At 73.2% G+C, this 21,278-nt stretch carries 18 protein-coding genes; 12 read left to right on the forward strand and 6 right to left on the reverse strand.

From position 1 onward, the window contains the following. The first annotated feature begins 36 nt into the window (after positions 1-36). Positions 37-1,410: a DUF6519 domain-containing protein gene (locus ACH4E8_RS20125; protein ID WP_398449990.1), complete on the forward strand. Its 1,374-nt coding sequence runs from the start codon at positions 37-39 to the stop codon at positions 1,408-1,410. Between the two features lie 22 nt (positions 1,411-1,432). On the opposite strand, the gene ACH4E8_RS20130 is transcribed toward ACH4E8_RS20125, so the two are convergent. From ACH4E8_RS20130 to ACH4E8_RS20145, 4 genes are all read right to left on the reverse strand, one after another. Next, positions 1,433-2,086, reverse strand: a complete 654-nt coding sequence (locus ACH4E8_RS20130; RefSeq protein WP_398449992.1) for a hypothetical protein — start codon at positions 2,084-2,086, stop codon at positions 1,433-1,435. Positions 2,087-2,135: 49 nt separating this feature from the next. Continuing rightward, positions 2,136-2,519, reverse strand: a complete 384-nt coding sequence (locus ACH4E8_RS20135) for a hypothetical protein (RefSeq protein WP_398449994.1) — start codon at positions 2,517-2,519, stop codon at positions 2,136-2,138. Positions 2,520-2,763: 244 nt separating this feature from the next. After that, positions 2,764-3,312, reverse strand: coding sequence for a CAP family protein (locus ACH4E8_RS20140; protein WP_398449996.1), 549 nt, complete (start codon positions 3,310-3,312; stop codon positions 2,764-2,766). 71 nt (positions 3,313-3,383) lie between these two features. Continuing rightward, positions 3,384-6,257 carry a LuxR C-terminal-related transcriptional regulator gene (locus ACH4E8_RS20145; RefSeq protein ID WP_398449997.1) on the reverse strand — a complete coding sequence of 958 codons (2,874 nt, stop codon included), beginning with the start codon at positions 6,255-6,257 and terminating at the stop codon, positions 3,384-3,386. 281 nt (positions 6,258-6,538) lie between these two features. Between ACH4E8_RS20145 and ACH4E8_RS20150 the strand changes: the two genes are divergently transcribed. The 3 genes from ACH4E8_RS20150 to ACH4E8_RS20160 all read left to right on the forward strand — a co-directional run bounded on the left by ACH4E8_RS20150 (position 6,539) and on the right by ACH4E8_RS20160 (position 10,093). Further along, positions 6,539-7,216 carry a LuxR C-terminal-related transcriptional regulator gene (locus tag ACH4E8_RS20150; RefSeq protein WP_398450000.1) on the forward strand — a complete coding sequence of 226 codons (678 nt, stop codon included), beginning with the start codon at positions 6,539-6,541 and terminating at the stop codon, positions 7,214-7,216. 160 nt (positions 7,217-7,376) lie between these two features. Then, positions 7,377-8,060 carry a DUF4255 domain-containing protein gene (locus ACH4E8_RS20155; RefSeq protein WP_398450002.1) on the forward strand — a complete coding sequence of 228 codons (684 nt, stop codon included), beginning with the start codon at positions 7,377-7,379 and terminating at the stop codon, positions 8,058-8,060. After that, positions 8,057-10,093 (forward strand): ATP-binding protein, encoded by a 2,037-nt coding sequence (locus tag ACH4E8_RS20160; protein ID WP_398450004.1) that lies wholly within the window; start codon positions 8,057-8,059, stop codon positions 10,091-10,093. Before ACH4E8_RS20155 ends, ACH4E8_RS20160 begins: the two co-directional genes overlap by 4 nt. A 78-nt stretch (positions 10,094-10,171) precedes the next feature. On the opposite strand, the gene ACH4E8_RS20165 is transcribed toward ACH4E8_RS20160, so the two are convergent. Further along, on the reverse strand, positions 10,172-11,602 hold the full coding sequence (locus ACH4E8_RS20165) for a hydrolase (protein WP_398450006.1): 1,431 nt from the start codon (positions 11,600-11,602) through the stop codon (positions 10,172-10,174). 237 nt (positions 11,603-11,839) lie between these two features. Here ACH4E8_RS20165 and ACH4E8_RS20170 point away from each other — a divergent pair, with 237 nt between their 5' ends. From ACH4E8_RS20170 to ACH4E8_RS20185, 4 genes are all read left to right on the forward strand, one after another. After that, positions 11,840-13,438, forward strand: coding sequence for a phage tail sheath family protein (locus tag ACH4E8_RS20170; RefSeq protein ID WP_398450008.1), 1,599 nt, complete (start codon positions 11,840-11,842; stop codon positions 13,436-13,438). Positions 13,439-13,520: 82 nt separating this feature from the next. Next, entirely contained in the window at positions 13,521-13,964 is a 444-nt protein-coding gene (locus tag ACH4E8_RS20175) for a phage tail protein (protein ID WP_398450010.1), read from the forward strand. After that, entirely contained in the window at positions 13,964-14,482 is a 519-nt protein-coding gene (locus ACH4E8_RS20180) for a hypothetical protein (RefSeq protein ID WP_398450012.1), read from the forward strand. Before ACH4E8_RS20175 ends, ACH4E8_RS20180 begins: the two co-directional genes overlap by 1 nt. Next, positions 14,479-14,637: a DUF6760 family protein gene (locus tag ACH4E8_RS20185; RefSeq protein WP_398450014.1), complete on the forward strand. Its 159-nt coding sequence runs from the start codon at positions 14,479-14,481 to the stop codon at positions 14,635-14,637. The genes ACH4E8_RS20180 and ACH4E8_RS20185 overlap by 4 nt, the downstream gene beginning before the upstream one ends. On the opposite strand, the gene ACH4E8_RS20190 is transcribed toward ACH4E8_RS20185, so the two are convergent. Continuing rightward, positions 14,586-15,305: a hypothetical protein gene (locus tag ACH4E8_RS20190; protein WP_398450016.1), complete on the reverse strand. Its 720-nt coding sequence runs from the start codon at positions 15,303-15,305 to the stop codon at positions 14,586-14,588. The two genes, ACH4E8_RS20185 and ACH4E8_RS20190, sit on opposite strands and share 52 nt — an antisense overlap. 2,257 nt (positions 15,306-17,562) lie before the next feature. On the opposite strand from ACH4E8_RS20190, the gene ACH4E8_RS20195 reads away from it, so the two are divergent. The 4 genes from ACH4E8_RS20195 to ACH4E8_RS20210 all read left to right on the forward strand — a co-directional run bounded on the left by ACH4E8_RS20195 (position 17,563) and on the right by ACH4E8_RS20210 (position 21,259). Beyond that, positions 17,563-18,114, forward strand: a complete 552-nt coding sequence (locus tag ACH4E8_RS20195) for an extensin (RefSeq protein ID WP_398450018.1) — start codon at positions 17,563-17,565, stop codon at positions 18,112-18,114. 88 nt (positions 18,115-18,202) lie between these two features. Next, positions 18,203-18,625, forward strand: coding sequence for a phage tail protein (locus ACH4E8_RS20200; protein ID WP_398450020.1), 423 nt, complete (start codon positions 18,203-18,205; stop codon positions 18,623-18,625). A gap of 16 nt (positions 18,626-18,641) precedes the next feature. Beyond that, positions 18,642-19,364, forward strand: coding sequence for a peptidase M23 (locus ACH4E8_RS20205; RefSeq protein ID WP_398450022.1), 723 nt, complete (start codon positions 18,642-18,644; stop codon positions 19,362-19,364). Next, entirely contained in the window at positions 19,364-21,259 is a 1,896-nt protein-coding gene (locus ACH4E8_RS20210) for a VgrG-related protein (protein ID WP_398450024.1), read from the forward strand. The genes ACH4E8_RS20205 and ACH4E8_RS20210 overlap by 1 nt, the downstream gene beginning before the upstream one ends. The last annotated feature ends 19 nt before the right edge of the window (positions 21,260-21,278 follow it).

Consider the following 21,278-nt stretch of genomic DNA (forward strand, 5'->3'; position numbering starts at 1 on the left):
AGACGGCACCCCCTTCGGCCCAGGCAGGAAGCATCCATGCACGGCGACTTCTCCCGCGTACTGTTCGACCCCGCCCGACGTTTCTCCGCGGTCCTCTCCCAACAGGGGCGCGTCCAACTCGACGCCGAGATCAACGAGCAGACGGCGATCCTGCTGCACTACGTGCGCACGCTCGCGACCGACCTGTTGGGACCGGCCGCGTACATTCCCGACCCGGACGGGGACGCCCTCGGCGGGTTCGGGGTCGACGGCTTCGACGGGGACACCTTCAGCGTGGCGCCGGGCCGCATGTACGTCGACGGCATCCTGTGCGAGTGCGACCGCACGGACTACTGGGACCAGCCGGACGCTCACCTCGACCCCGAGGAGGAGGACGACCAGTTGCCGTCCGGGCCGTTCCTCGTGTACCTGCGGGTGTGGGAGCGGCTGATCACTGCGGTGGAGGCGCCCTGGATCCGCGAGGTGGCGCTCGGGCCGGGCGGTCCGGACACGACCGCGCGCACCCGCGTGGTCTGGCAGGTGTGCCGACTCCCCCTGGAGCGCGACTCCTTCCCGCCGGACATGCACAGCGCCGCGGGCTTCCTGCGGGAGCGCATCCGGGCGGACTTCGAGCCGCGCGCGCTGCTGGCCGCCCGGACGCAGCGGCCTGACGAGGCCCCGGAGGCCGACGGTGCGTCCTCGTCCGTCGGCTACCGGGGCCCGGAGAACCAGCTGTACCGGGTCGAGGTGCACCGGGGCGGCACGGCGGACAGGGCGACGTTCAAGTGGTCGCGGGAGAACGGCTCGGTGGTGCTGCCCGTCCGGGGGATCTCCGGCGTCGAGGTCGAGTTGGAGACGCTGGGCCGGGACGACAAGCTCGGGGTGGACGTCGGCGACGTGGTGGAACTCGTCGACGACGCGAAGGCGTGCCGCGGGGCGTCGGACCGGCCCGACACGGACTGCGGGCGGCTGTACCGGGTCTGCTCGGTCGACTACGCCGGCTACCGGGTCGAACTCGATGCCGACCCCGCGGACGATCCGTGCCAGTCGAGGACGGGTCGGCGTCGGGGGCTGCATCCCTTCCTGCGCCGTTGGGACCAGGGCTCGGGCGACGGGAACGACGCGTACGAGGGAGGTCAGTCGGGCGTTCCCGTGGAGGAGGGCCGGTGGTTGACGCTGGAGGACGGCGTGCAGATCCGTTTCTCTCCCGGCCGGGACTGGCCCCGTGTCTACCGCCGGGGCGACTACTGGCTCGTTCCGGCGCGAGTGCTCACCGGTGACGTCGAGTGGCCTCGCGACCGCGAGGGCGAGCCGCTGCGGCGTCGTCCGCACGGGGTGGCCTACCACTACGCCCCGCTCGCCTACGTCGATCCCCACGACGGCGACTTCCGGCTGGTGGACCTGCGGGTGCCGTTGCGGCAACGGCGGTAGGCCGGTGGCGTCGGCCCCGGGCTCACAGGACGAAGATCAGGATCAGCACCCAGACGACGAAGAGGAGCACGACGAGGGCGATCAGCGCCCAGTGCGGGCTCCCGGTGGTGACCTCGGCGCCGGTGGTGAGGTTGTACAGCCGATCGACCCGCAGCGTCCCCCGTTTGACCTTGCCTTCGGCGCGCACCCGGTCTCCTTCGGTGACGGCTCCCCTGAACGAGCTGCCGCTCATCTCGACGGGGACCAGTCGCACGGCGCGACCCTCGCGGTCGTACACCTCCACCCGGAAGTTGCAGACGACGGTGGTGCTGGTGTTGCCGCTGCTCCCCCTGGTCTCGGTCCGCACCTGTACGTTGCGCGCCACCCCTTCGACGTGGCCGGGGCCCGACGGCCGGGGTTCGATCGGCGGCGGATACGGAGGGGGCGGGGGCTGCTCGCGCTCGCGGGGTCGCTCGGGCGGTCGCCGGGGCGGTTGTGGAGGCACCGGCTCATCGGGCCGGGTCTCCGGCGGCGGTGTCTCCTGCCGCACGTACCCCTTGTGCGGCCGGCGATGCACCCTCGTCGCTCCGTCCTCGGACTCGTCGTACGCCGCCAGCCACTTGCCGCACTCCCGGCAGCGCTGTGCGTCCTGCGGAGCGTCCGCTCCGCAGTGGTCGCACGTCCAGGCACCGTCCATCGTCGTGATCCAGTCGATCCGGGTGTGTGCAGCCGCCGTCGCAGACGCGTCAGGGAACGGGCTGCTGCGTCATGCCGCCCAGCGGCGGATACCACGGTTCGTATTCCGGCAGATCCACATGAGGCATGTGCTGGTGGAACAACCCTTCGAGGATTTCCCGATTCTCCTTGACGTAGTCGTCCAAAGGCACGCTTCCACCGGGAACGGGTCCGATCGTCGGATAGGAGACCGGAGGCGGATTGTCCTCCTCGGCGGCCTTCTGGTCCTCGAAGTCAAGGCGGGCGACGCCGCCGTCCTGAACTCCTTGAAGGTAGGAATTCAGGGTCTGGTCATCGAGTGGAGCAGGCGCCTGGGCGGTGCACTGGGGTGCTTCCCACCCGAAGATGACGCCGGCCAGATACCAGTCCTGAGCCGTTGTCGGGGTGTCGCTCATCGTTCCTCCTCATCGTCGGGCCTGGCGAGCCAGGAGCCATGACAGAGGATGCCTCTTCATGGAGCGCACCTTTCCCACGGTACTCCCCGTGTGCGGCACTTTCCTGTGCAGGAACGTGCCCGGCACGTGATCGGGATTCTCGACACGTGCCGCGCACCGGGCCTGCCCAAGCGATCGCTTGACTCGCGAATTCGGCCGGGCCGTGGCAGAGGCTTAGAACCAACAGCGCCCCGTTGTCACCCGGTCACCTCGCCGCGGGGACGTTCGCTGCGAACTGACCGCGGTAGTTGCCGGGTGGGTCGTAGTTGACGACCACGTACGTCCCCCCGTTCGCCGCCCTGGCCGTGCCCACGCCCATGGTGGTGGTCTTCTTCCACACCACCTGCGTGAACTGGCCCCACCGGGAGAAGGTGTTCATGTCGGGTTCACGGCCGAAGTAGACGTACGCGTCGATCTGGCCGTACCAGCCGTCGACGACGTCCGCCCCGCTCGGCGTCGCGCCGGTGGAGTTCCAGGCGTAGTACGCGTTCTCGCCGTACTTGTTGTCCTTCCGCTGGGCCAAGGCGTCGATCGAGGCCAGGTGGTCGGCCCGGTCCTGGGCCCACCGGCTGACGGCGGCATCGAGGGCGAGCGGCGGGGCGCCGTGCCGGGCCCGCAGGGCGTTGGTCCGCTCCAGCACCTGCTGGTCGAAGGCCGGGGCGGCGTACGGCGCGGCGGGTGCGGCCAGTGTGAAGACGGCCAGCACGGCCGCCGCCGTCGTCAGTCCGGACCGGAGGCCGGCGCATCGCTTCATCGTTCTCATGTCGTGACAACGAGCGACGCGGCACCCGCGTCACCTTCCCCACGGGCGGCGCGCACCGTCTGTCACCCCGCGTCCAGCGCCCCCTTCAACTCGGCCCGCCGACGGATCCCCAACTTCTTGTACGTGCTGGTGAGGTGGGTCTCCACGGTGCGTCGGGCCAAGTACAGCCTGCCGGCGATCTCCGTGTTCGTGAGGCCGTCGAGGGCCAGTCGGGCGATGCGGCGTTCGCTGGGGGTCAGGGAAAGGGAACCGGTGCGGGCGACGGCGGGGCGGCGGGCGCCGCTGTCGCGCAGCGCCGCCTCCGCGAGCGCCCGCAGCCGCGGCGCCCCCGCCCGTTCGGCGCGGTCGGCCGCCTCCCGCAGGCTGTCGCGGGCCCGGGAGCGTCCCTGCGAACCGTCCACGACCGCGGCCAGCATCCGCCCCTGGGCGATCAGCGCGGCCACCAACTCCCGCTCCGCCGCGGCGGGCGCGCCCCGCAGCAGGAGCACGGCCTCCTCGGTCAGCTCCCACCCCGGCCGACCGCCGGTGACGGTGCCGAGGACCCGTAGCGCACGGCCGACGGTGCGGGGCGTGCCCCACACGCGGGCCAGGCGCAGTTCCTCTTCCGCCAGTTCCCGGGCCTCGCCGGGGCCGCCGAGGACGAGTCGGCACTCCGCGGCGGCCGAACGCCACGGGGTGACCACCGGGCTCACCACGTCGCGGGCCGACTGGCGGCGGCCGCACTCCAGGAAGTCGTGCAGGGCGCCCGCCGCGTCGCCGGCCGCGGCGCGCTGCACGCCCCGTGCGTACAGGAAGCGGTTCAGCTCCCAGGAGTCGGGGGCCGTTCCCAGGTCGAAGCCGTCGGCGAGCCGGGCGGCTTCGGCGGGGCGGTCGGTCTCCACCAGGGCGATCAGGGTGTGGGCGTGCACGTTGGTGGGCCCTGCCGGCACCTTGACGGGGGGCTCGTCGGGCAGTCGTGCGTACTCGCCCCGCGCCGCCGCGATGTCGGCCCGTACGTTGAGCAGTGCGTCGTGCATGGGGTTCAGCAGGTCGCGCCGTTGGCCGGCGAGGCCGCGCTCCACGAGCCGTTCGGCCTCGTCCAGGCGGTCGGCCCACTGGGCGACCGCGGCGGCCGTCCCCAGGAGGAAGGGCTCGGTGGCCGGGTCGGCCGGTTCGGCGAGGAGGGCGTGCAGCCGTCGCATCGCCTCGTCGGCCGAGGTCAGGGCCGCGGTGGCTTCGTACCGTACGCACAGCGCGCGGCCCGCCGGGCCGGCCCGGTCCGGCGAGCGCTCGTCGGAGCCCGACAACCACCGCTGCACCTCTTCGCGGACCGTCTGGTCCTGGTCGGACAGCACGATGGACGCGGTCCGCAGGGGGCCGATCACCTCCGGGCGGCCGCCGAGTTCGCCGTCCACCGTACGCAGCACCTCCACGGCCGCGCGGGTGCTGCCGCGCCAGCTGAGCGCGGTGCCCAGGGCGACGGCCGTGCGCACCTTGTCCCGCGGAGTGCCGGGCAGCCGCAGCGCCTCGCGGAGCCGGGGGATGCCCGCGGCGGACTCCTGGCCCGCGCATTCTAAGGAGCCCAGTTCGGTCAGCAGCCGCTGCCGCTGGTCGCCGGGCAGCGGCTCGTCCAGCGCCCTGCGCAAGAAGGCCACGGCGTCGTCGGCACGCCCGGCGCGCACGGCGTTCGAGGCGGCTTCGCGGAGCACGGTCGGCGTCCACGTGGCACCCACCGGGGCGGCCAGCAGCAGTTGCCGGGCCACCGTGCCGGTGGACGCGCCGCAGTGCACCATCGCTTCGGCGGCGGCCCGGTGCGCCGCCCGGCGGCGCGCCGTCGGCACGCCACTGAGCACCGCGTCCCGCAACAGGGGGTGCGCGTAGTGGAGTCGGCGGACGCCGCCCGGGTGCGGCTCCGCGCCGTGAGTGCGCTGTCTGGGCAGGTGGTGGCCGAGTGCGGGCGCCGCGGCGGGCGCGCTGTCGGCGTTCAGCACGCCGAGGTGGGCCGCCGCGGTCAGCCAGCCCGTCACCCGGGCCGGGTCGGCGCCCGCCCGTTCGGCGAGCAGGGGGCCGAGCCCCTTGACCGGGCAGTCCGGTCCGCCGCCCGCCGCCGTGACGCGGTCCCACCCCTCGTCGAGTGCGGCGAGGGACCGTGCCACCTCCTTCGTACCGGGGCCGGCGCTGTCCAGCCACCACTGGACGGCGGCGGCGTAGGCCCCCGGGTACAGCGCCGCGGCCGTTTCGGGGAGGCTCGACCGTCCGCCGGGCGACCCGAGCGCACCGAGGTCGTCGAGGAGGGCGCGCAGCAGCAGCGGGCTTCCCGCGGCGGCTCGTACGCAGTCGTCGACCCATGCGTCAGTGGCCGTCGGGAAGGCGCTGCGCACGTGTCCTGCCGCCGCCGCGGGGGTCAGCGGCGGCAGGGTGCGGGCGCGGACCCGGGCCGGCGGCAGGGTGTGGGCGAAGCCGGGCGCGGGCGGATCGACGTCGTACTGGCTTCGTTCGGTGACGGCCAGCAGCAGTTTCAACCGGTCCGCGTGCCGGGCGGCCTCCACCAGCCAGCGGCGCGAGGAGTCGTCGGCGAGGTGGACGTCGTCGACGGCGAGCATCAGCGGCGACGTCACGGCGTACGAGCCCAGCACACGCCACAGGTGTGCGGCCCGTTCCCGTTCGCCGCTGGGCGCGTCCTGTACCGCGAACCCCGGTAGCGGGCCGAGGAGTTGGAGGGCGGCGGCGAAGGGGGCGGTGGTGTCGCCGGGCGCGCAGCGCACCCGCAGCACCCGCATGCCGTGCGCGGCGGCGTCCTGGGCCGCGGCGTCGAGGACGGTGGTGCGGCCGGTGCCGGTGGCCCCGCGCACCAGCACGAGGCCCCCCTCCCCCGCTCTCGCCCGGGCCGCCCCGTCCGCCAACAGTGCGGCGGCCTCCCGGTGTTCACGCGGCCGGTCACGCCGCGGTTCGCGCATTGCTGCCTCCTTCTACCGGGCGCGGCGCCGTGCGGGGCGTCGGGCGCGGTCGGGTGCGTCGGTGGGCGAGCCGGGGCGGCGTCGAGGCGGCCGGAGCGGTGGGGTCCGCCGGCTTCGGACCGGTCGTCGTGGTCGCCGCCGCCCCGATCTCGTGGTGCTGCTCGTGGTGGGTGACTGTTGCCTCCGCACCGTGCCCCCGAGGAACGTGGAGGGTGCGCTCCGTCCGCCCGTTCTGCCGGCACGGTGCGCCTCTGTACGGGAGTACGACTCTGGGGGGACGTTTGTTCAACTCATCAAGCACGTCGACCGTCGAACGCTTCGGCACGGCGGACGCCACGGATCCGATCCCCGTGGCGGTGCACTCCCGGGACCCGCTCTCGCGGGCCGGGGCGCTCAGCCAACTGCGGATGTCCCCGGAGGTGGTCATCCGGGAGGGGGCCGCTTCGGGGCCGGGCACGGTGGCGCTGCTCGTGGAGGACGCGTTGGACGAGGGCGCCCTGACCCGGCTGCGCCAACTGGTGCGCAGCGAGGGCACGAGGGCGGTGCTCGTGGTGGGGGCGCTGCGGGAGACGGAGTTGCTCGACGTGATCGAGTGCGGGGTCGGTGCCATCGTGTGGCGCCACGAGGCCACCGCCACCCGGCTGGTGCAGGCCGTGCTCGCGGCCGCCCGCGGGGACGGGGACCTGCCCGCCGACCTCTTGGGCAGACTGATCAACCGGGTGGGCACCTTGCACCGGGGTACCGCCGGTCGCCCCGGTGCCCCTCTGTCGGGGCTGACCCCGCGTGAGGTGGACGTCCTGCGGTTGGTCGCCGAGGGGCTGGACACCAAAGAGATCGCTGGCAAGTTGTCGTACTCCGAACGCACCGTCAAGAACGTGATCCACGGGTTGACCACTCGGATGCACCTGCGCAACCGAGCGCACGCAGTGGCACATGCCCTGCGTGAAGGCTACATCTGACCAGACGGGCAATCAGGGGGGCGTAAGGGCACCACAGGTGTGCACCGGCGCCTTCCCCGGCGTGCCTGCGGGTGCGGGCGGCGCGGAGGGCAGGATCGACTGCGGTGGAAGACGGTGCGTGGGGCGAGGCCCCGGTTCGGCAAATGCGGGGAGCTCGACGGTGATCCACGAGGTGGACGATGTCCTCAAGGGGCTGCTGAGCGGTGGCGCGCTGGCGGGCTCGGGGATCGACGTCGCCTTTGACGCCCCCACCCGGGACTGGGCGGCCCGCCGCAACTCGCCCACGATCAACGCGTATCTGTACGACATCCGGGAGGACGTGAGCCGCCGCCAGCGGGGGCACCTCCCGGTCCGCGACGAGGGCGACATGACGGTGCGCCACCGGCAGGCGCCGCGCTGGTTCCGGCTCTCGTACCTGCTGACGGCGTGGACGCGGCAGCCGCAGGACGAGCACCGGCTGCTGTCGGCCGTCCTGGCCACGCTGCTGCCCCGCGAGATGCTGGCCCCCCGCGACCTGCCCGGCTCCCTCGGGGCGCTGGGGCTGAGGGTCCCGTTGACGGTGGCCGGCGGTCAGGTCGAGTCGCGGTCGCTCGCCGACATCTGGTCGGCGCTCGGCGGCGAACTCAAGCCGTCGCTCGACCTCGTGATCACGGCGCCCTTCGTGGCCGGCCCCGACTTCGACGCGGGCCCGCCGGTCACCGAGGGCGCGGCGGTCCGACTGCGGGCCCTGAACGGCGACCCGCCGCCGCAGGAGGAGCGCGCGCACCGACCGCGGCAGGTGAAAGCGGTCCGCGAAGCCCGTGCCGCGGCCCTTCGCAACCGGCGTCCGGGTCGGGCGACATGACGCTTGCGACACCGTTGGAGGAGCGCGACGAGGGCGACGGGGGCACGGAGTCCGAGCCGGCCGCCCTCCTGCTCGACCGACTCGCGGTGTTGCGGGACCGCGTCGCGCTGCTCGTCGACCACCGCGCCGCCGACGACCCGACGGCGGGCGATCCGCTGCGCGGGCTGTACCTGTCGCGGGAGTCCGTGCAGCGGCTGTTGCGGCCGGCCGGGCCGCAGCACCCGCCGCGGCCCGAGAACCCGGGTCAGCAGCGGGACCGGCTGGCCTCCTTGGCCGTGCGCCTGGGGCTGACCGCATTCGACACCGAGGTGCTGCTGATCGCCCTCGCCCCCGACCTGGAGCGCGGCTTCGAGCCGCTGTACGGCTACCTCAACGACGACGTCAGCCGGCGGCGGGCGACCGTCGCCCTCGCACTCGACCTGTGCGGGGTGCCCGGCCATCAGGCCGGCGCACGTGCCCGGCTGCACCCCACCGCCCCGCTGCGCGCGTTCGGGCTGCTCGACCTGGAGGATCCCGAACGCCCCTTCCTCAGCCGGTCGTTGCGCGTACCGGATCGGCTGGTGGCCCATCTCCTCGGTGACGACACCCCCGAGGCTGCGCTCGCCGGGCATCTGCGCCCGTTGCCGGCGCACCGAGATGCCGACGAAGGGCCGGTCCGGGAGGGCGAGTTCGCCCGGTTCGTGGACCGGTTGGCCGTACGGCTCGCCGCGGGAACCCCGCTCACCGCGTACGTGCGCGAGGGCCGAGCGGGCGATGCGTTCGCCGCCGTCGCCGCCGCGCTGCACTCCGCGGACGTCGCTGCCCTGTGCTTCTCGGGTCCCGTGGAGCGGATGCCCGATCTCCTGTTGGAGGCCCGGTTGCTCGGTCGGGCGGTCGTCGTCAGCGAACTGGGCGACCAACCTGCCAGAGGGGTGGCCGAGTTGGTGGCGGCCGACGACGTGCCCGTGTTGATCGTGAGCCCGCTGCCGTACGACCCGCACTGGTGCGACCGCGACCCCCTCGTCCTGGAGGCTCCCGCGGGGCGGACGCGGGGCGCGGTGCGCGCCTGGTCGGCCGCGCTCGGCGAGGAGCCGGACTTCGACCTGGCCGCGACGGTCGCCCCGTACCACCTCGGCGGCGACGCCATCGCCCGCGCGGCCCGCGCGGCGCGGGACCTCGCGCGCTTCGACGGCGCCCCGCTCGCCCCCGTCCACCTGCGGCTGGCGGCCCGCCAGCAGTCGACGTCGGGGCTGGAGCAGCACGCCCGACGGATCCGTCCCGCCGTGGACTGGCGGGACCTGGTCCTGCCCGACTCCCCCCTGGACAACCTGCGGGAACTCGCCCTGCGGGCCCGCCACCGGGACCGGGTCCTCGGCGACTGGCGGCTCAGCGCGGGCGGCGGGCGGGGCCGGGGCGTCCTCGGTCTGTTCGCCGGGGACTCCGGCACCGGCAAGACGCTCGCGGCCGAGGTCATCGCGGCCGAGCTGGGCCTGGACCTCTACGTGGTCCAACTTTCCTCGGTGGTCGACAAGTACGTGGGCCAGACGGAGAAGAACCTCGAACGCGTCTTCACCGAGGCCGACCGCACCGACGCCGTGCTCCTCTTCGACGAGGCGGACGCCGTCTTCGGGAAGCGGTCGGAGGTGAAGGACTCGCACGACCGCTACGCCAACATGGAGAGCGCCTATCTGCTCCAGCGGCTGGAGTCCTTCGACGGCGTCGCGCTGCTCACCACCAATTTGCGCGCCAACGTGGACGAGGCGTTCACCCGCCGCCTGGACATGATCGTCGACTTCCCGTTCCCCGACGTCGAGCAGCGCCGTGCGCTGTGGCGGCACAGTCTGTCCCGGGTGCCGTGCGCCGAGGAGATCGACCTCGGGCCGATGGCGACCGGGTTCGAGTTGGCGGGGGGTTCCATCCGCAGCGCGGTGGTGACGGCGGCGTACCTCGCCGCGGGGCGCGACGGATTCGTCACGGCTGCGGACCTGCTCCAGGGGGCCCGCCGGGAGTACCGCAAGGCGGGGCGGCTGGTCCCGGGCGAGGGATCCTGGTAGCGACTGCGCATGGACATGGCCGTGGGCCGGACGCACTGCATCCGGCCCACGGCTTCACGGCTTCACGGCTTCACGGCTTCACGGCTTCACGGTCAGCTTGACCGCTTCGAGCCAAGCGCCGTTGTCCAGGGTGCCCGCGAAGACGAGCCTCTTGTCCTTGTCGGGGTCGGAGCGGGAGTTGCCGCACCTGTCCCCCCAACTCCGGCCGCGGACGTGGCTGGACTGGCAGATCTGACCGTCACCGACGTTGATCGCGAAGCCCGACAGATTGGCCGCGTCGTCCTTCGAGCTGCCGATGTAGATGTCCTTGCTGTCAGTGATGACGGGCGTCCAGTTCTGAAAGTTGCCCTTGTCCGACTCCGGGTTGTTGACAAAGGCGCTGGCGGCCGAGCCGCCGACACCGAACACCGCGAAGTTCATGGCCTTGATCGGCAGCTTCTGCCCCACCGTGCCGGCCACCGCGCCGTCGCACACGGGCTCCTGCCAACCCTGGCCGCCGACGAAGGCGCGGTAGCAGATGTGCCGAACGGACGGTTGATCCTTGGCGAGTTGCCGTACGGCGGTGGCTGCGGTGACCTTCGGCGGCGGCTTCTTGTCGGCCTTGTCGCCTCCGCCGCCTCCCCCTCCGTCGCCGCCGCCGTCCGGCTCCTCCTTCTCGCTCGGCTTGGGTTCTTCCTTGCTGGGCGCGGGGTCCGGCGGGGGCGCCGACGCCGCCGGACTGGGTGCGATCGCATTGCCGGCGTCGGCGAGTTGCTCGGTGGCCTTCGAACTGACCGTCGGCTTGTACGCGATCCACAGCATCACGAAGACGATGGCGAGGGTGAGGGCCAGACCGAGCGCGGTGGCGAGCCACCGGGGCAGGAAGCCGCGCTGTTCGTACGTCCCCTCCACCGGGAGCGGATCGGTGCCGGAGCGGTGCAGGGACAGCGTGTACGGCCGCTGCTCGGCGGACCCGAACCAGATGATGTCCCGCGGCTTGAGGGTGGCCGCGACGAACACGGCCCGGCCGGGCTCGATCTGGACGTTGCTGGGGCGGATGTCGTACGACAGTTGGTCGCCGTTGTCGCTACCGCTGACGGAGGCGGTCAGTTTGGTGTTGCCGAGGTTGTCGATGGCGAGCCGGGGCCGACCGCGCAGCCGGCCCTTGACGATCGGCGGCACCAGGTCGGCCCGCACCTCCGTGAAGGGGGTGACGGTCAGGTTGCCCTCGGGGACGGTGGTCGCCTCGGGGTGCTCGGTCGGCGTGATCCGCACGCCGTAGGGATGCGGCCCGGCGGCGGCGTCGGGGCTGCGCGGTGGCGCGATGGTCAGCTCGACGGTTCCCGTCGTGCCCGGATACAGGCGCAGCGTCGACGGCTCGACGGTCGTCCAGGGCGCGACGGTGCCCACCGGTTCGAACCGGTATTCGTCGACGACGTCGCCGGTGTTGCGCAGCCTTAGCCGCACGCGTGTACTGCCACCCGGGTCGACGGTGGCGGAGGCGGGTTCCAGGGATGTCCACAAGCTCACGCGTCGACGTTACGGAGGGGGCGGCACGCTGTCGAAGGACTGCGGGCAGACTCCTCGTGCCCGAAGAGGCAGCCTCGGCGGAGGGTCGGTCGGGCCGGTCGAGCCCGGTGCCCGAACAGGCGACGTCGAGGGCAGCGGCACTGCCCCCGGCGAGGCACCCATGGGCGTTTCGCCACGGGGCCCGCGCGCGTGAGGCTGTTGGACGGTCCAGATCGTGCACCCCGAGGAGAGCTGAGCATGCCGTCCTATCTGTCGCCCGGCGTCTACGTCGAGGAGGTCGCCAGCGGCTCCCGCCCCATCGAGGGCGTGGGCACCTCGGTCGCGGCCTTCGTGGGGCTCGCGCCGTCCGGCCCGCTCAACGAGCCGACCCTGGTGACCAACTGGACCCAGTACGTGGCGTCCTTCGGTGAGTTCACCGACGGGTACTACCTCGCGCACTCCGTCTACGGCTTCTTCAACAACGGCGGTTCGGCCGCCTATGTGATCCGGGTCGGCGGCTCCGCCGGCGGCGCCGGTGCGCAGGGCGCGGCGCCCGCCGCGGTGGCCGGCGGCGACGCCAGGGCCGCACTGCCGGCGGGCGAACCCCAGCAGCTCGGCACGTTCACGGTGACGGCGATCGCGCCGGGCTCTTCCGGCCCGCTGAGCGTCGAGGTCGCGGACGCGGACGGCGACGGCCCGGCCGACCGGTTCAAGCTGATCGTCAAGGACGGCGACAAGGCCGCCGAGCAGTTCGACGTCACGGCGAAGAAGAGCAGCCGCGCCTACGTCGTCACCCAGGTCAAGGAGCGCTCCCGGCTCATCGCGGTGACCGAGGCCGCGCCGGCCGGGCAGTTGGCCAGGCCGGACAACCAGACGGTGGCGCTGGCGTCCCCCGCGCAGGCCCCCGCCGGCTCGGGCGGCCCGGCCGCCGGGCCCGGCGAGTCGCACCCCGGCCCCGCCCAGTACCTCGGCGACTCGGCGGACCGCACCGGCTTCGGCGGGCTGGAGGCCGTCGACGAGATCTCCATGGTCGCGGTGCCGGACCTGATGGCCGCCTACCAGCGCGGTGCCATCGACCTCGAAGCCGTGAAGGCCGTGCAACTGGGACTGATCGCGCACTGCGAGCTGATGGGCGACCGGGTCGCGATCATCGACCCGCCGCCCGGTCTCAACGCCCGTCAGATCAGGGTGTGGCGCCAGGAGACGGCCGGCTACGACTCCCGGTACGCGGCGCTGTACTACCCGTGGATCAAGACGTTCGACCCGGCGAGCGGGCAGGGCCTGATGATTCCGCCGAGCGGTCACGTCGCCGGCATCTGGGCCCGCAACGACTTCGAGCGCGGGGTCCACAAGGCGCCCGCGAACGAGGTGGTGCGCGGTGCGGTGGACCTGGAGCTCCAGATCACCCGCGGCGAACAGGACCTGCTGAACCCGATCGGCGTCAACTGCATCCGTGCCTTCCCCGGCCGCGGCATCCGCGTGTGGGGAGCCCGCACCCTGTCCTCCGACCCGGCCTGGCGCTACCTGAACATCCGCCGGTACTTCAACTACCTGGAGGAGTCGATCCTGATCGGCACCCAGTGGGTGGTGTTCGAGCCGAACGACCACGCCCTGTGGGCCCGGATCCGGCGCAACATCTCGGCGTTCCTGGTCAACGAGTGGCGTAGCGGCGCGCTCTTCGGCCAGCGTCCCGAGGAGGCGTACTACGTCAAGTGCGACGAGGAGACCAACCCGCCGGAGTCGGTCGACGTCGGCCGGGTCGTCTGCGAGATCGGCATCGCACCGGTGAAGCCGGCCGAGTTCGTGATCTTCCGACTGGCCCAGTTCTCCAGCGGCGGCGGCGAGTTGGAGGAGTAGGCCGGGTGCCGACTCCGCATCCGCGCCCCGATCGCGCCACCGTCCCACCCACCTCCCAGATCGTCACGAGGACAGCGAGTAGATGAGCCTTCAGCCGGGCGACGCCCTCACTTCACACAACTTCGGCCTCCAGATCGACGGCGTCATGGTCGAGTACCTGGCCGAGGTCAGCGGCCTCAGCATCGAGCAGGACGTCATCACGTACCAGCAGAACTCTCCGAACGGCAAGAACGTGGTGAAGAACCTGCCGGGCGTGAAGAAGAACGGGACCTGCACGGTCGTGCGCGGCATGACGCAGTCGGCCGCCTTCACGCAGTGGATCAACCAGTCGATCTCCGGCCAGATGACCACGGCCCGCAAGAACGCCTCCATCATCATGATGGACTTCGAGAACAACCCGGTGAAGCGCTACAACCTGCGCAACGCCTGGTGCCACAAGATCGACGCCAGCACGGTGAAGGCGGGCGAGGCCGCCGCGCTCACCGAGACCGTGACGATCGCGTTCGAAGAACTGGTCATCGAGTAATGCGGCGTACGGCTGCCAGGGCCGGGAGCGCGGTCACGTACGGCGGTGCGGACGCGCCGGGCGCGGCTGCGGAGGCGGGTGCGGGGCCGCAGGACGGCTCCGCCCTCGGCCCCGCGCGGTCGGCGGCCGAACCGGTGCAGCAGGAGGCGCTGCGGACCGAGTTCCCCTTCCAACTGCCGCGCGGGTACGTCGACGAGTCGGGCACCGTCCACCGGGACGGCGTGATGCGGCTGTCGACGGCGCGGGACGAACTCGTGCCGCTGCGGGACGTGCGCGTCCAGGAGAACCCGGCGTTCCTGTCGGTGGTGCTGCTGGGCCGGGTGATCACCCGGCTCGGCACGCTGCCGCTGGTGCACGACGGGGTCGTGGAGCAGATGTTCGCCTCGGACCTGGCCTTCCTCCAGGACTTCTACCGCCAGATCAACGCCGAGGGCCACACCCGTGCGGCCGTGGAGTGCCCCCACTGCGCGGAGCCCTTCGAGGTGGAACTCGGCGGGAGCCGCCTGGGGGAATCGTGACGTACGCGACCGACCGGCTGCACGAGGAGATCGCGTACGTGGCCTACCACTTCCACTGGAGCATGGAGGAGATCCTGGACCTCGAACACGGCGACCGCCGGCGCTACGCGGGCGAGATCGCGGCGCTGGTGATGCGGGCCGGGGCGGAGGACTGATCGGTGGGCTTCCGGGACATCTTGCGAAGGCGACGCGGCGAACCGGTGGCGGGCGGCGGTGAGGCGGCCGGCTCCGAGACGGGTGCCGTCGGCGCGCCGGCCGGCGGGGCCACTTCCCACGACGGGGCGGCGGCGCCGGCCCGTCGTGCGGTGACGGCGTCGTGGCTCGGGCTGGCGCCGATCCAGCGGGTCACGGGGCCGGGGCGGGCCGCGGTCGCCGACGCCGGGTTCGGCGGGCGGCTACCGACCTGGCAGAACCCGTCGTTCCTGGCGACCGCCTCGCACGCGGTGCTCGACGGCACGTCGAGCGCGGTGCTCGGTGAGGGGCTGCGTTCGTCCACCGCGACGCCCGTCTCCGGGCTCGAAGGCCGCACGGGCGCGCTGCCGTTGGCCGGTCGGGCGCCGGCGCCGGCCGTGCAGCGCGCCCCCGCGGTGCGGATGCGGGCGCTCCCGCCGCAAGAGCCGCGCTCCGAGGCGCAGGGCCCCGGGCCGGCGTCGGTCCAACGCACGGCGCGGGCGAAGGGCTGGCCGGTGGTGACGGCCGTGCCGTCACCGTCTTCGCAGAGCAGTGTGCGTCCCTCGGGCGCGGCGAGGAGCACGGCCGTGCAAAGGCGCGTGCAGGCGGCGGTTCCCGTGGGGCGTACGGCTGCGGCAAGCGCTGCGAGCACCGGGCGCGTTGCTGGACGTACGGCTCCAGCGGCGGTGCGGCCCGTCGTACGGGCCGCGGGGAACACCCATGACGCGGGTGCCTCGCCGTCGGGTGGCCCGCCCGCCAACGGGCCGGCGGCTGCGCCTCATTCGGCGCCTGCCCCGGCGGTCACGGGCGGTCCGCCCGGGCGTGCCCCTTCGGTCCAGCGCGCGGCGTCGAACGGGCCGGTGCCTTCGACGTCCGTCGAGGTGCCGTCCGGTGACGGGGCGACTCACCCGGCAGCATCACCGACGCCAGTTCCGTCGTCGTCCGCTTTCGCGTCGGAGGCGGACGCGGTGCCGACACCGCCTTCTGCGACGCAGCCGCCCTCGGCGGCGACGCAATCGTCGTCCGCTGTGCCTGCTGTTTCGGCGTCCCCGCCGCTGGTGCGGCCCTTGCCCGGGCCGCGGTCTTTGACCACGGCCAAGCCGGTGCAGCGACGGACGCTGCCGGTGGCCCGTAGGGCTGCCGCTCCCCCGCCCAGTGGAAGGGGCGCGGCGCCGACGCCACCCGCGGAGAGGACCGCGCCGGATGCTCCCTCCGTCACCAGCGGTCACGGGGCCGGCGCGCAGGACGTGACGCCCGATGTGACACCGGACGTGCGGAACGTCGCGAGCAGCAGCCAGGAGGCCGGTGCCGATTCTGCCGGTTCCGGTGGTGGCGGCGGTTCCGTACAGCGGCTGGCGAGCACGCCCGACGCCGTTGGCACGGTTCGCGATGCCCTGACGGCCGACCCTGCGGCCAGCACCTCCCCGACGCGTACGGCCGGTGGTTCCGGCGACGGCGACGGCGGCGGTTCGGTGCAGCGCTCGGCGAATGCGCCCGCCGCCGTTGGTCCCGTCGGCCACGCGCGTACGAGTAGCACTGCGGGCAAGACCTCCCCGGCACCTGCCGCCGGCGCGGTCGGCGCATCCAGCGCCCCGGCCGCCGACTCGGGTGTTGGTGACGGCGTCCGCGTGCAGCGGGCGGTCGCCGGGCCGGGCAAGGGTTCTGGCGCCGGTTCCGGCGTCCAGCGCGGCATCGGTGCGCCTCGCGTCGACGCGGGTCCCACCGGTCCGGTACGTACGAAGAAGGCGGCGGAGCAGAGCACGTCCGCCCCCGGGAAGGCGCCGAGCGCCACTGCGCCTGCGCCCACTCCCACCCCTGGCCCGCGTGCGACGGAGCCACCGCACCGAGGTGTCGACGGCGGGGCGGGCGCTCACGCAGCGCCTTCGCCCTCCGTGGAGGCCGCCCGCCCGAAGACCGCCGCACCGGAACTCCCCGTCCAGCGACACACGGCGGACCTTCTTCCCGCAGCCGCTGCAACACCGCCCTCCACACCGGACCCGCAGCCGTCGCGCACCACGAAGGCAGTTGCGCCTTCGGATCAGGTCGTCCAGCGGCGTGCGGGCCGGAGCCCCGGCGCCCAGCAGTCTCCCGTCACCTCGACGGATCCCCTGCCCCCGGCCTCCGCGCCGCCCGCCCCGGCACCGGATGTGCAAGTGTCACGGACCACGGCGAAGCCCGTGCCTTCCGGCGGATCCCCCCGTCCGACGGCCGCCGCACCGCAGCACCCCGTCCAGCGGCGCTCGGCGGCCACGGGCCGGCCTCCCGTGGCCCCCGCGCCGCCCGACTCCGCACCGGACGCGCCGAGCTCGCGCACCACCAAGGCACCCGGCGCCGATGCTCCGGCAACCGGGCGCGCACGGACCGACGAAGCGCCCAACACCGCGTCCCCTGTACCTCCTTCCGCCGCACCTGCTTCCGCCGCACAGCCTCCCCCGCCAACACCCCCGGTCCAGCGCAAGACGCCCGACGCTTCGGCCCCGACGACGTCCGGGCCCAACCCCGTACGCCAGGCTCCGATCGGCGCCACACCCGCGCCTGCCCCTGCGCGGCCGTCGCGTTCGCCGCAGCCACCGGCCACCGCGGGCCGGGGGAACGACGCGCCCGTGCGTCGTCCGGGACTCGGTGCCCCGATCTCGTCCCGGCCTGCCGGCCCGGTGCTCCCGCCGTCCCGGCCGGGCCCATCGGTCGATGCGCCCAGTACGTCATCGCTCCCCGCTCCCCAGGCCACCGCGTCCGTGCAGCCCGCGCCCGCCGTTCAGCGCCGCGCAGCTCTCGGCGCGCCCCTGACGGGCAGCCCCGCGGCCCCCACCGCGCCCTCCGCCCCGGCAGCCCCCGGCGCCCGGGCCGTTCCGCCTCTCCCGTCCCCGCCCGCTCCCGTGCCTTCCGCGCCCCCGCAGCAGGAAGCGCCCGTGCTGCCCACGCCGAAGGCGCCGACCGGTCGACCCACGACGCCGACCCCACCCGTACTGCTGCGTCGTACGGCGTCGTCGACCGGCGCGCCATCGGCTCCGTCCCGACTGCCGGTGGCTCCGCTCGTGCCGCCGCGACTCCCCCAGTCCGCGCCGGCCGCCGCCCCCGGCGGGGCCGGTGCCGGGCCCGTCGTCCAGCGGTACCGGAAGCACCACCCGGACCCCGACCGGGCACCGGCGCCCAGCCCGCCGACCCGCACCGCGACACCGCCCGCAGCACCAACACCAACACCAACACCAACACCAACACCACTATCCGCGTCCGCCGGCCAGCCGCCACCGCCCGCCCGAACGGCCTCCGCGGCATCGGCCGGGTCGGCGCCGCCCGAGTACACCGCGGTCCCGGACCACGCCTGCGATCCACGGCAGCTCACCGACTTCCAACTCGACGAGTTGGTGCACCGGATCATCGGTCGGGTCACCCGGCTGGTCCGCACCGAATTGCGGATGGACCGGGAACGCGTCGGCAGGCTCCGCGACTTCCGCGACTGACCGGCCCCGCCCGCCACCGCACCGCCGTTCACCCGGCCCCGCCCCACCCGTTCGACCCGCCACCAGGCACGACAGAAAGGCCCGCACGATGTCCCGCCAGGACCCGGGCTCCACCATCTGGTTCTCCCTCAGCATCGACGGCGAGAGCCTCGGCGCCTTCAACGGCTGCGAGGGCCTGTCGTCGCAGGTGGAGATCGAGCACCGCCAAGAGGGCGGCAACAACGGCTTCGTGTGGGCCCTGCCCACCCGCGTCACCTTCTCCACCATCCGGCTGACCCGCCCGCTCACCCCGGACACCGCCAAGGTCGCCCGCTGGATCTCGTCCCTCCAGACCGGCATCAAGCGGCCCACGGCGCAGATCGCGGCGCTGCGCGCGGACGGCTCCGAGGTGGCCCGCTGGGGACTCATCGACGTGCTGCCCGTCAGCTGGACCGGCCCCACGCTGGACCCGGCGAGCCCGGCCGTGGCGACCGAGGTCCTGGAGATCGCCCACCACGGATTCACGGACTGAAAGGCTTTCGGCAGACATGGCGAAAGGCCCCAAGGGCGCGGGCAAGAGCCTGGTGCGCGCCTCGCTCGCGATCCACGAGCCCCCCACCGGCGAGAGCACCTCGCCGGGCGGGGTGATCAAGACGTTCAACTTCGACTTCAACCCGGCGCAGCTCACGCTGTCGCGGCGCGCCGAGTGGAAGACCACGCCCACGCAGATCGAGCGGACGGGTCCGCTGCCGGAGTTCATGGGCGCCCTGCCGCGCGAGATGAACGTGGAGATCTTCCTGGACTCCTCCCAGAAGCCGACCGGCAACACGGTGCTGAAGAAGGTGGAGTCGCTGCTCAGCTGCTGCGAGGTGACCCCCAGGAGCATCGCCGCCAAGCAGCCGTCGCCGCCCTGGGTGGTCTTTCAGTGGGGGTCGTTCTCGACGGCCCGGTTCGTCGCGTACGTCGGTTCCGTGGACGTCGACTACTCGCTGTTCGGGACGACGGGCGTCCCGATCCGCGCCACCTGCCGGCTCCAACTGCACGAGATCCCGAGCGCGACCGCCGGGCAGAACCCGACGTCGGGCGCGCTCACCGCGCAGCGGGTGCACCGGGTGGTGGCGGGTGACTCGCTGCTGTCGCTGGCGTGGCGGGAGTACGGCGACCCCGGCGCATGGCGCTCGATCGCCGAGGCCAACGGCATCGACGACCCCGCGCGGCTGCCGGCCGGCGCGGAGTTGGTGCTGCCCGCCACCGAGGAGGTGCGCGGCTGATGGTGCGCTCCGCGTTCTCCACCGTCGTCGACGTGAAGATCGGCGGCGCCAAGCTGCCTCCTGCGTACTCACGGGCCCTCGTGGACAGTTGGGTGGACCAGGGCGCCGGGGTGCCGGCCGCGTTCCGGCTCACCTTCCGCGACCCCCATCGGCTGCTGCTCGGCAAGTTGGGCGTCACCTTCGGCACGAAGGTGGTGATCGCGCCCGTCGCCGACGGTCGGGGCGCCACCGATCCGCTGCTGACGGGCGAGGTCACCGGGCTGGAGGCCGACTACGACGGCACCGGCACGTTCACCGTGATCCGCGGGTACGACGCCGGGCACCGGCTGCTGCGCCAGCGCAGGGTGACGGCCTACCGCAACCAAAGTGCGTCGGACATCGCCCGCAAGCTGGCCGGGCAGGCCGGGGTGCCGGTCGGGAAGGTGGAGTCGACGAAGACCGTCTACGACTTCATCAGCCAGTCCAACGTGTCCGACTGGGACTTCCTGGGCCGGCTCGCCGACGAGAACGAGATGGTGATGTCGGTCGACTCCAAGGGCCGGTTCCAGTTCGTCCGGCCGAAGCCGTCGTCCGGTGCACCGTCGCCGCAGACCGACGGCGACAAGAGCCCCTTCGTGCTCCAGGGCGGGCACGACATCCTGCGGCTGCGGGCCGCCGTCACCGCCGCCGACCAGGTCGGCACGGTCGAGTCGCGCGGCTGGGACGTCACGGCCAAGCGCAAGCTGACGGCCACCGCGCCCGCCACCTCCCATCCGGGCATCGCCATCGGTGCCACTCCGGGCGAGGCCGCCGGCAAGTTCAAGAAGGCGAAGCTGGTCGGCACCGGCACCCCCTACGACCGGCAGGCCGAGGTGCGGTTCGCCGCCAGTTCCCTCGCCGACGACGTCACGTCCTCCTTCGCCGAGTTGGAGGTCGTGGCCCGTGGCAACCCGAAGCTGCGGCCGGGCGTTCCGGTCGCGCTCGCCGACGTCGGCAAGCCGTTCGAGGGCAAGTACACGGTGACGTCCGTACGGCACGTCTTCGGCGACGGCAAGCACTACGAGGCGTGGGTGACGGTCAGCGGCCGGCAGTGGCGTTCGCTGTACGGGCTGGCGTCCGGCGGCGGGGAGACGGTGCCGCGGCTGCCGGGCGTCGCCAACGCGCTCGTCACCGACGTCCAGGACCCGCTGCGGCAGGGCCGGGTGAAGCTCCAGTTCCCCTGGCTGGACGACACCTACGTCAGCGACTGGACGCGGACCGTGCAGTTGGGCGGCAAGGCCGGCGGCGGGATCTTCCCGATGGACGTCGGCGACGAGGTGCTGGTCGGCTTCGACCGGGGCGCGCTGGACCATCCGTTCGTCATCGGCGGGCTGTACAACGGCAAGGACGTGCCGACCCCGGTGCGCGACGTGCCGCTGCACGACGGGGTGCGCAAGCAGGCGTCCCGGCACACGGTCTCCGACCGACAGGGCAACCGCGTGGACCTGCTCAGCCAGCGGACCGGGGCCCGCAAGCAGGGGGTGCGGATCGCGAGCGGCAACGACCGGCTGGTCGTGAACTTGGACCGCACCAAGACCGAGATCACCGTGGACAGCAAGGGCAAGGTCACCATCAAGGGCGGCACTTCCGTCTCGGTGGAGGCGGGGCGTGACCTCACGCTCAGCGCGGGGCGCCGGCTGACCATCAAGAGCGGTGGTGTCCTCGACATCCAGGGGCGGGGCCTGGTGAACGTCTCCTCGCTCGCCGGCCCGGTGGTGTTGGACGCCAAGGGCGCCCTGAGCATGAAGGCGATCGGCGCCGCGACGCTGAGCGCCGGCGGCAGCGTGCAGGTCAACGCCATCGCCAATGTGACCATCACCGCCGTCACCGTGCCCATCACGGGCGTGGTGACCGTCAATCGTCGGCCCATCGTGTGAACGGGCGGCACCACCCATC

It is taken from the genome of Streptomyces sp. NPDC017979, assembly GCF_044328175.1.
Classification (GTDB): domain Bacteria; phylum Actinomycetota; class Actinomycetes; order Streptomycetales; family Streptomycetaceae; genus Streptomyces.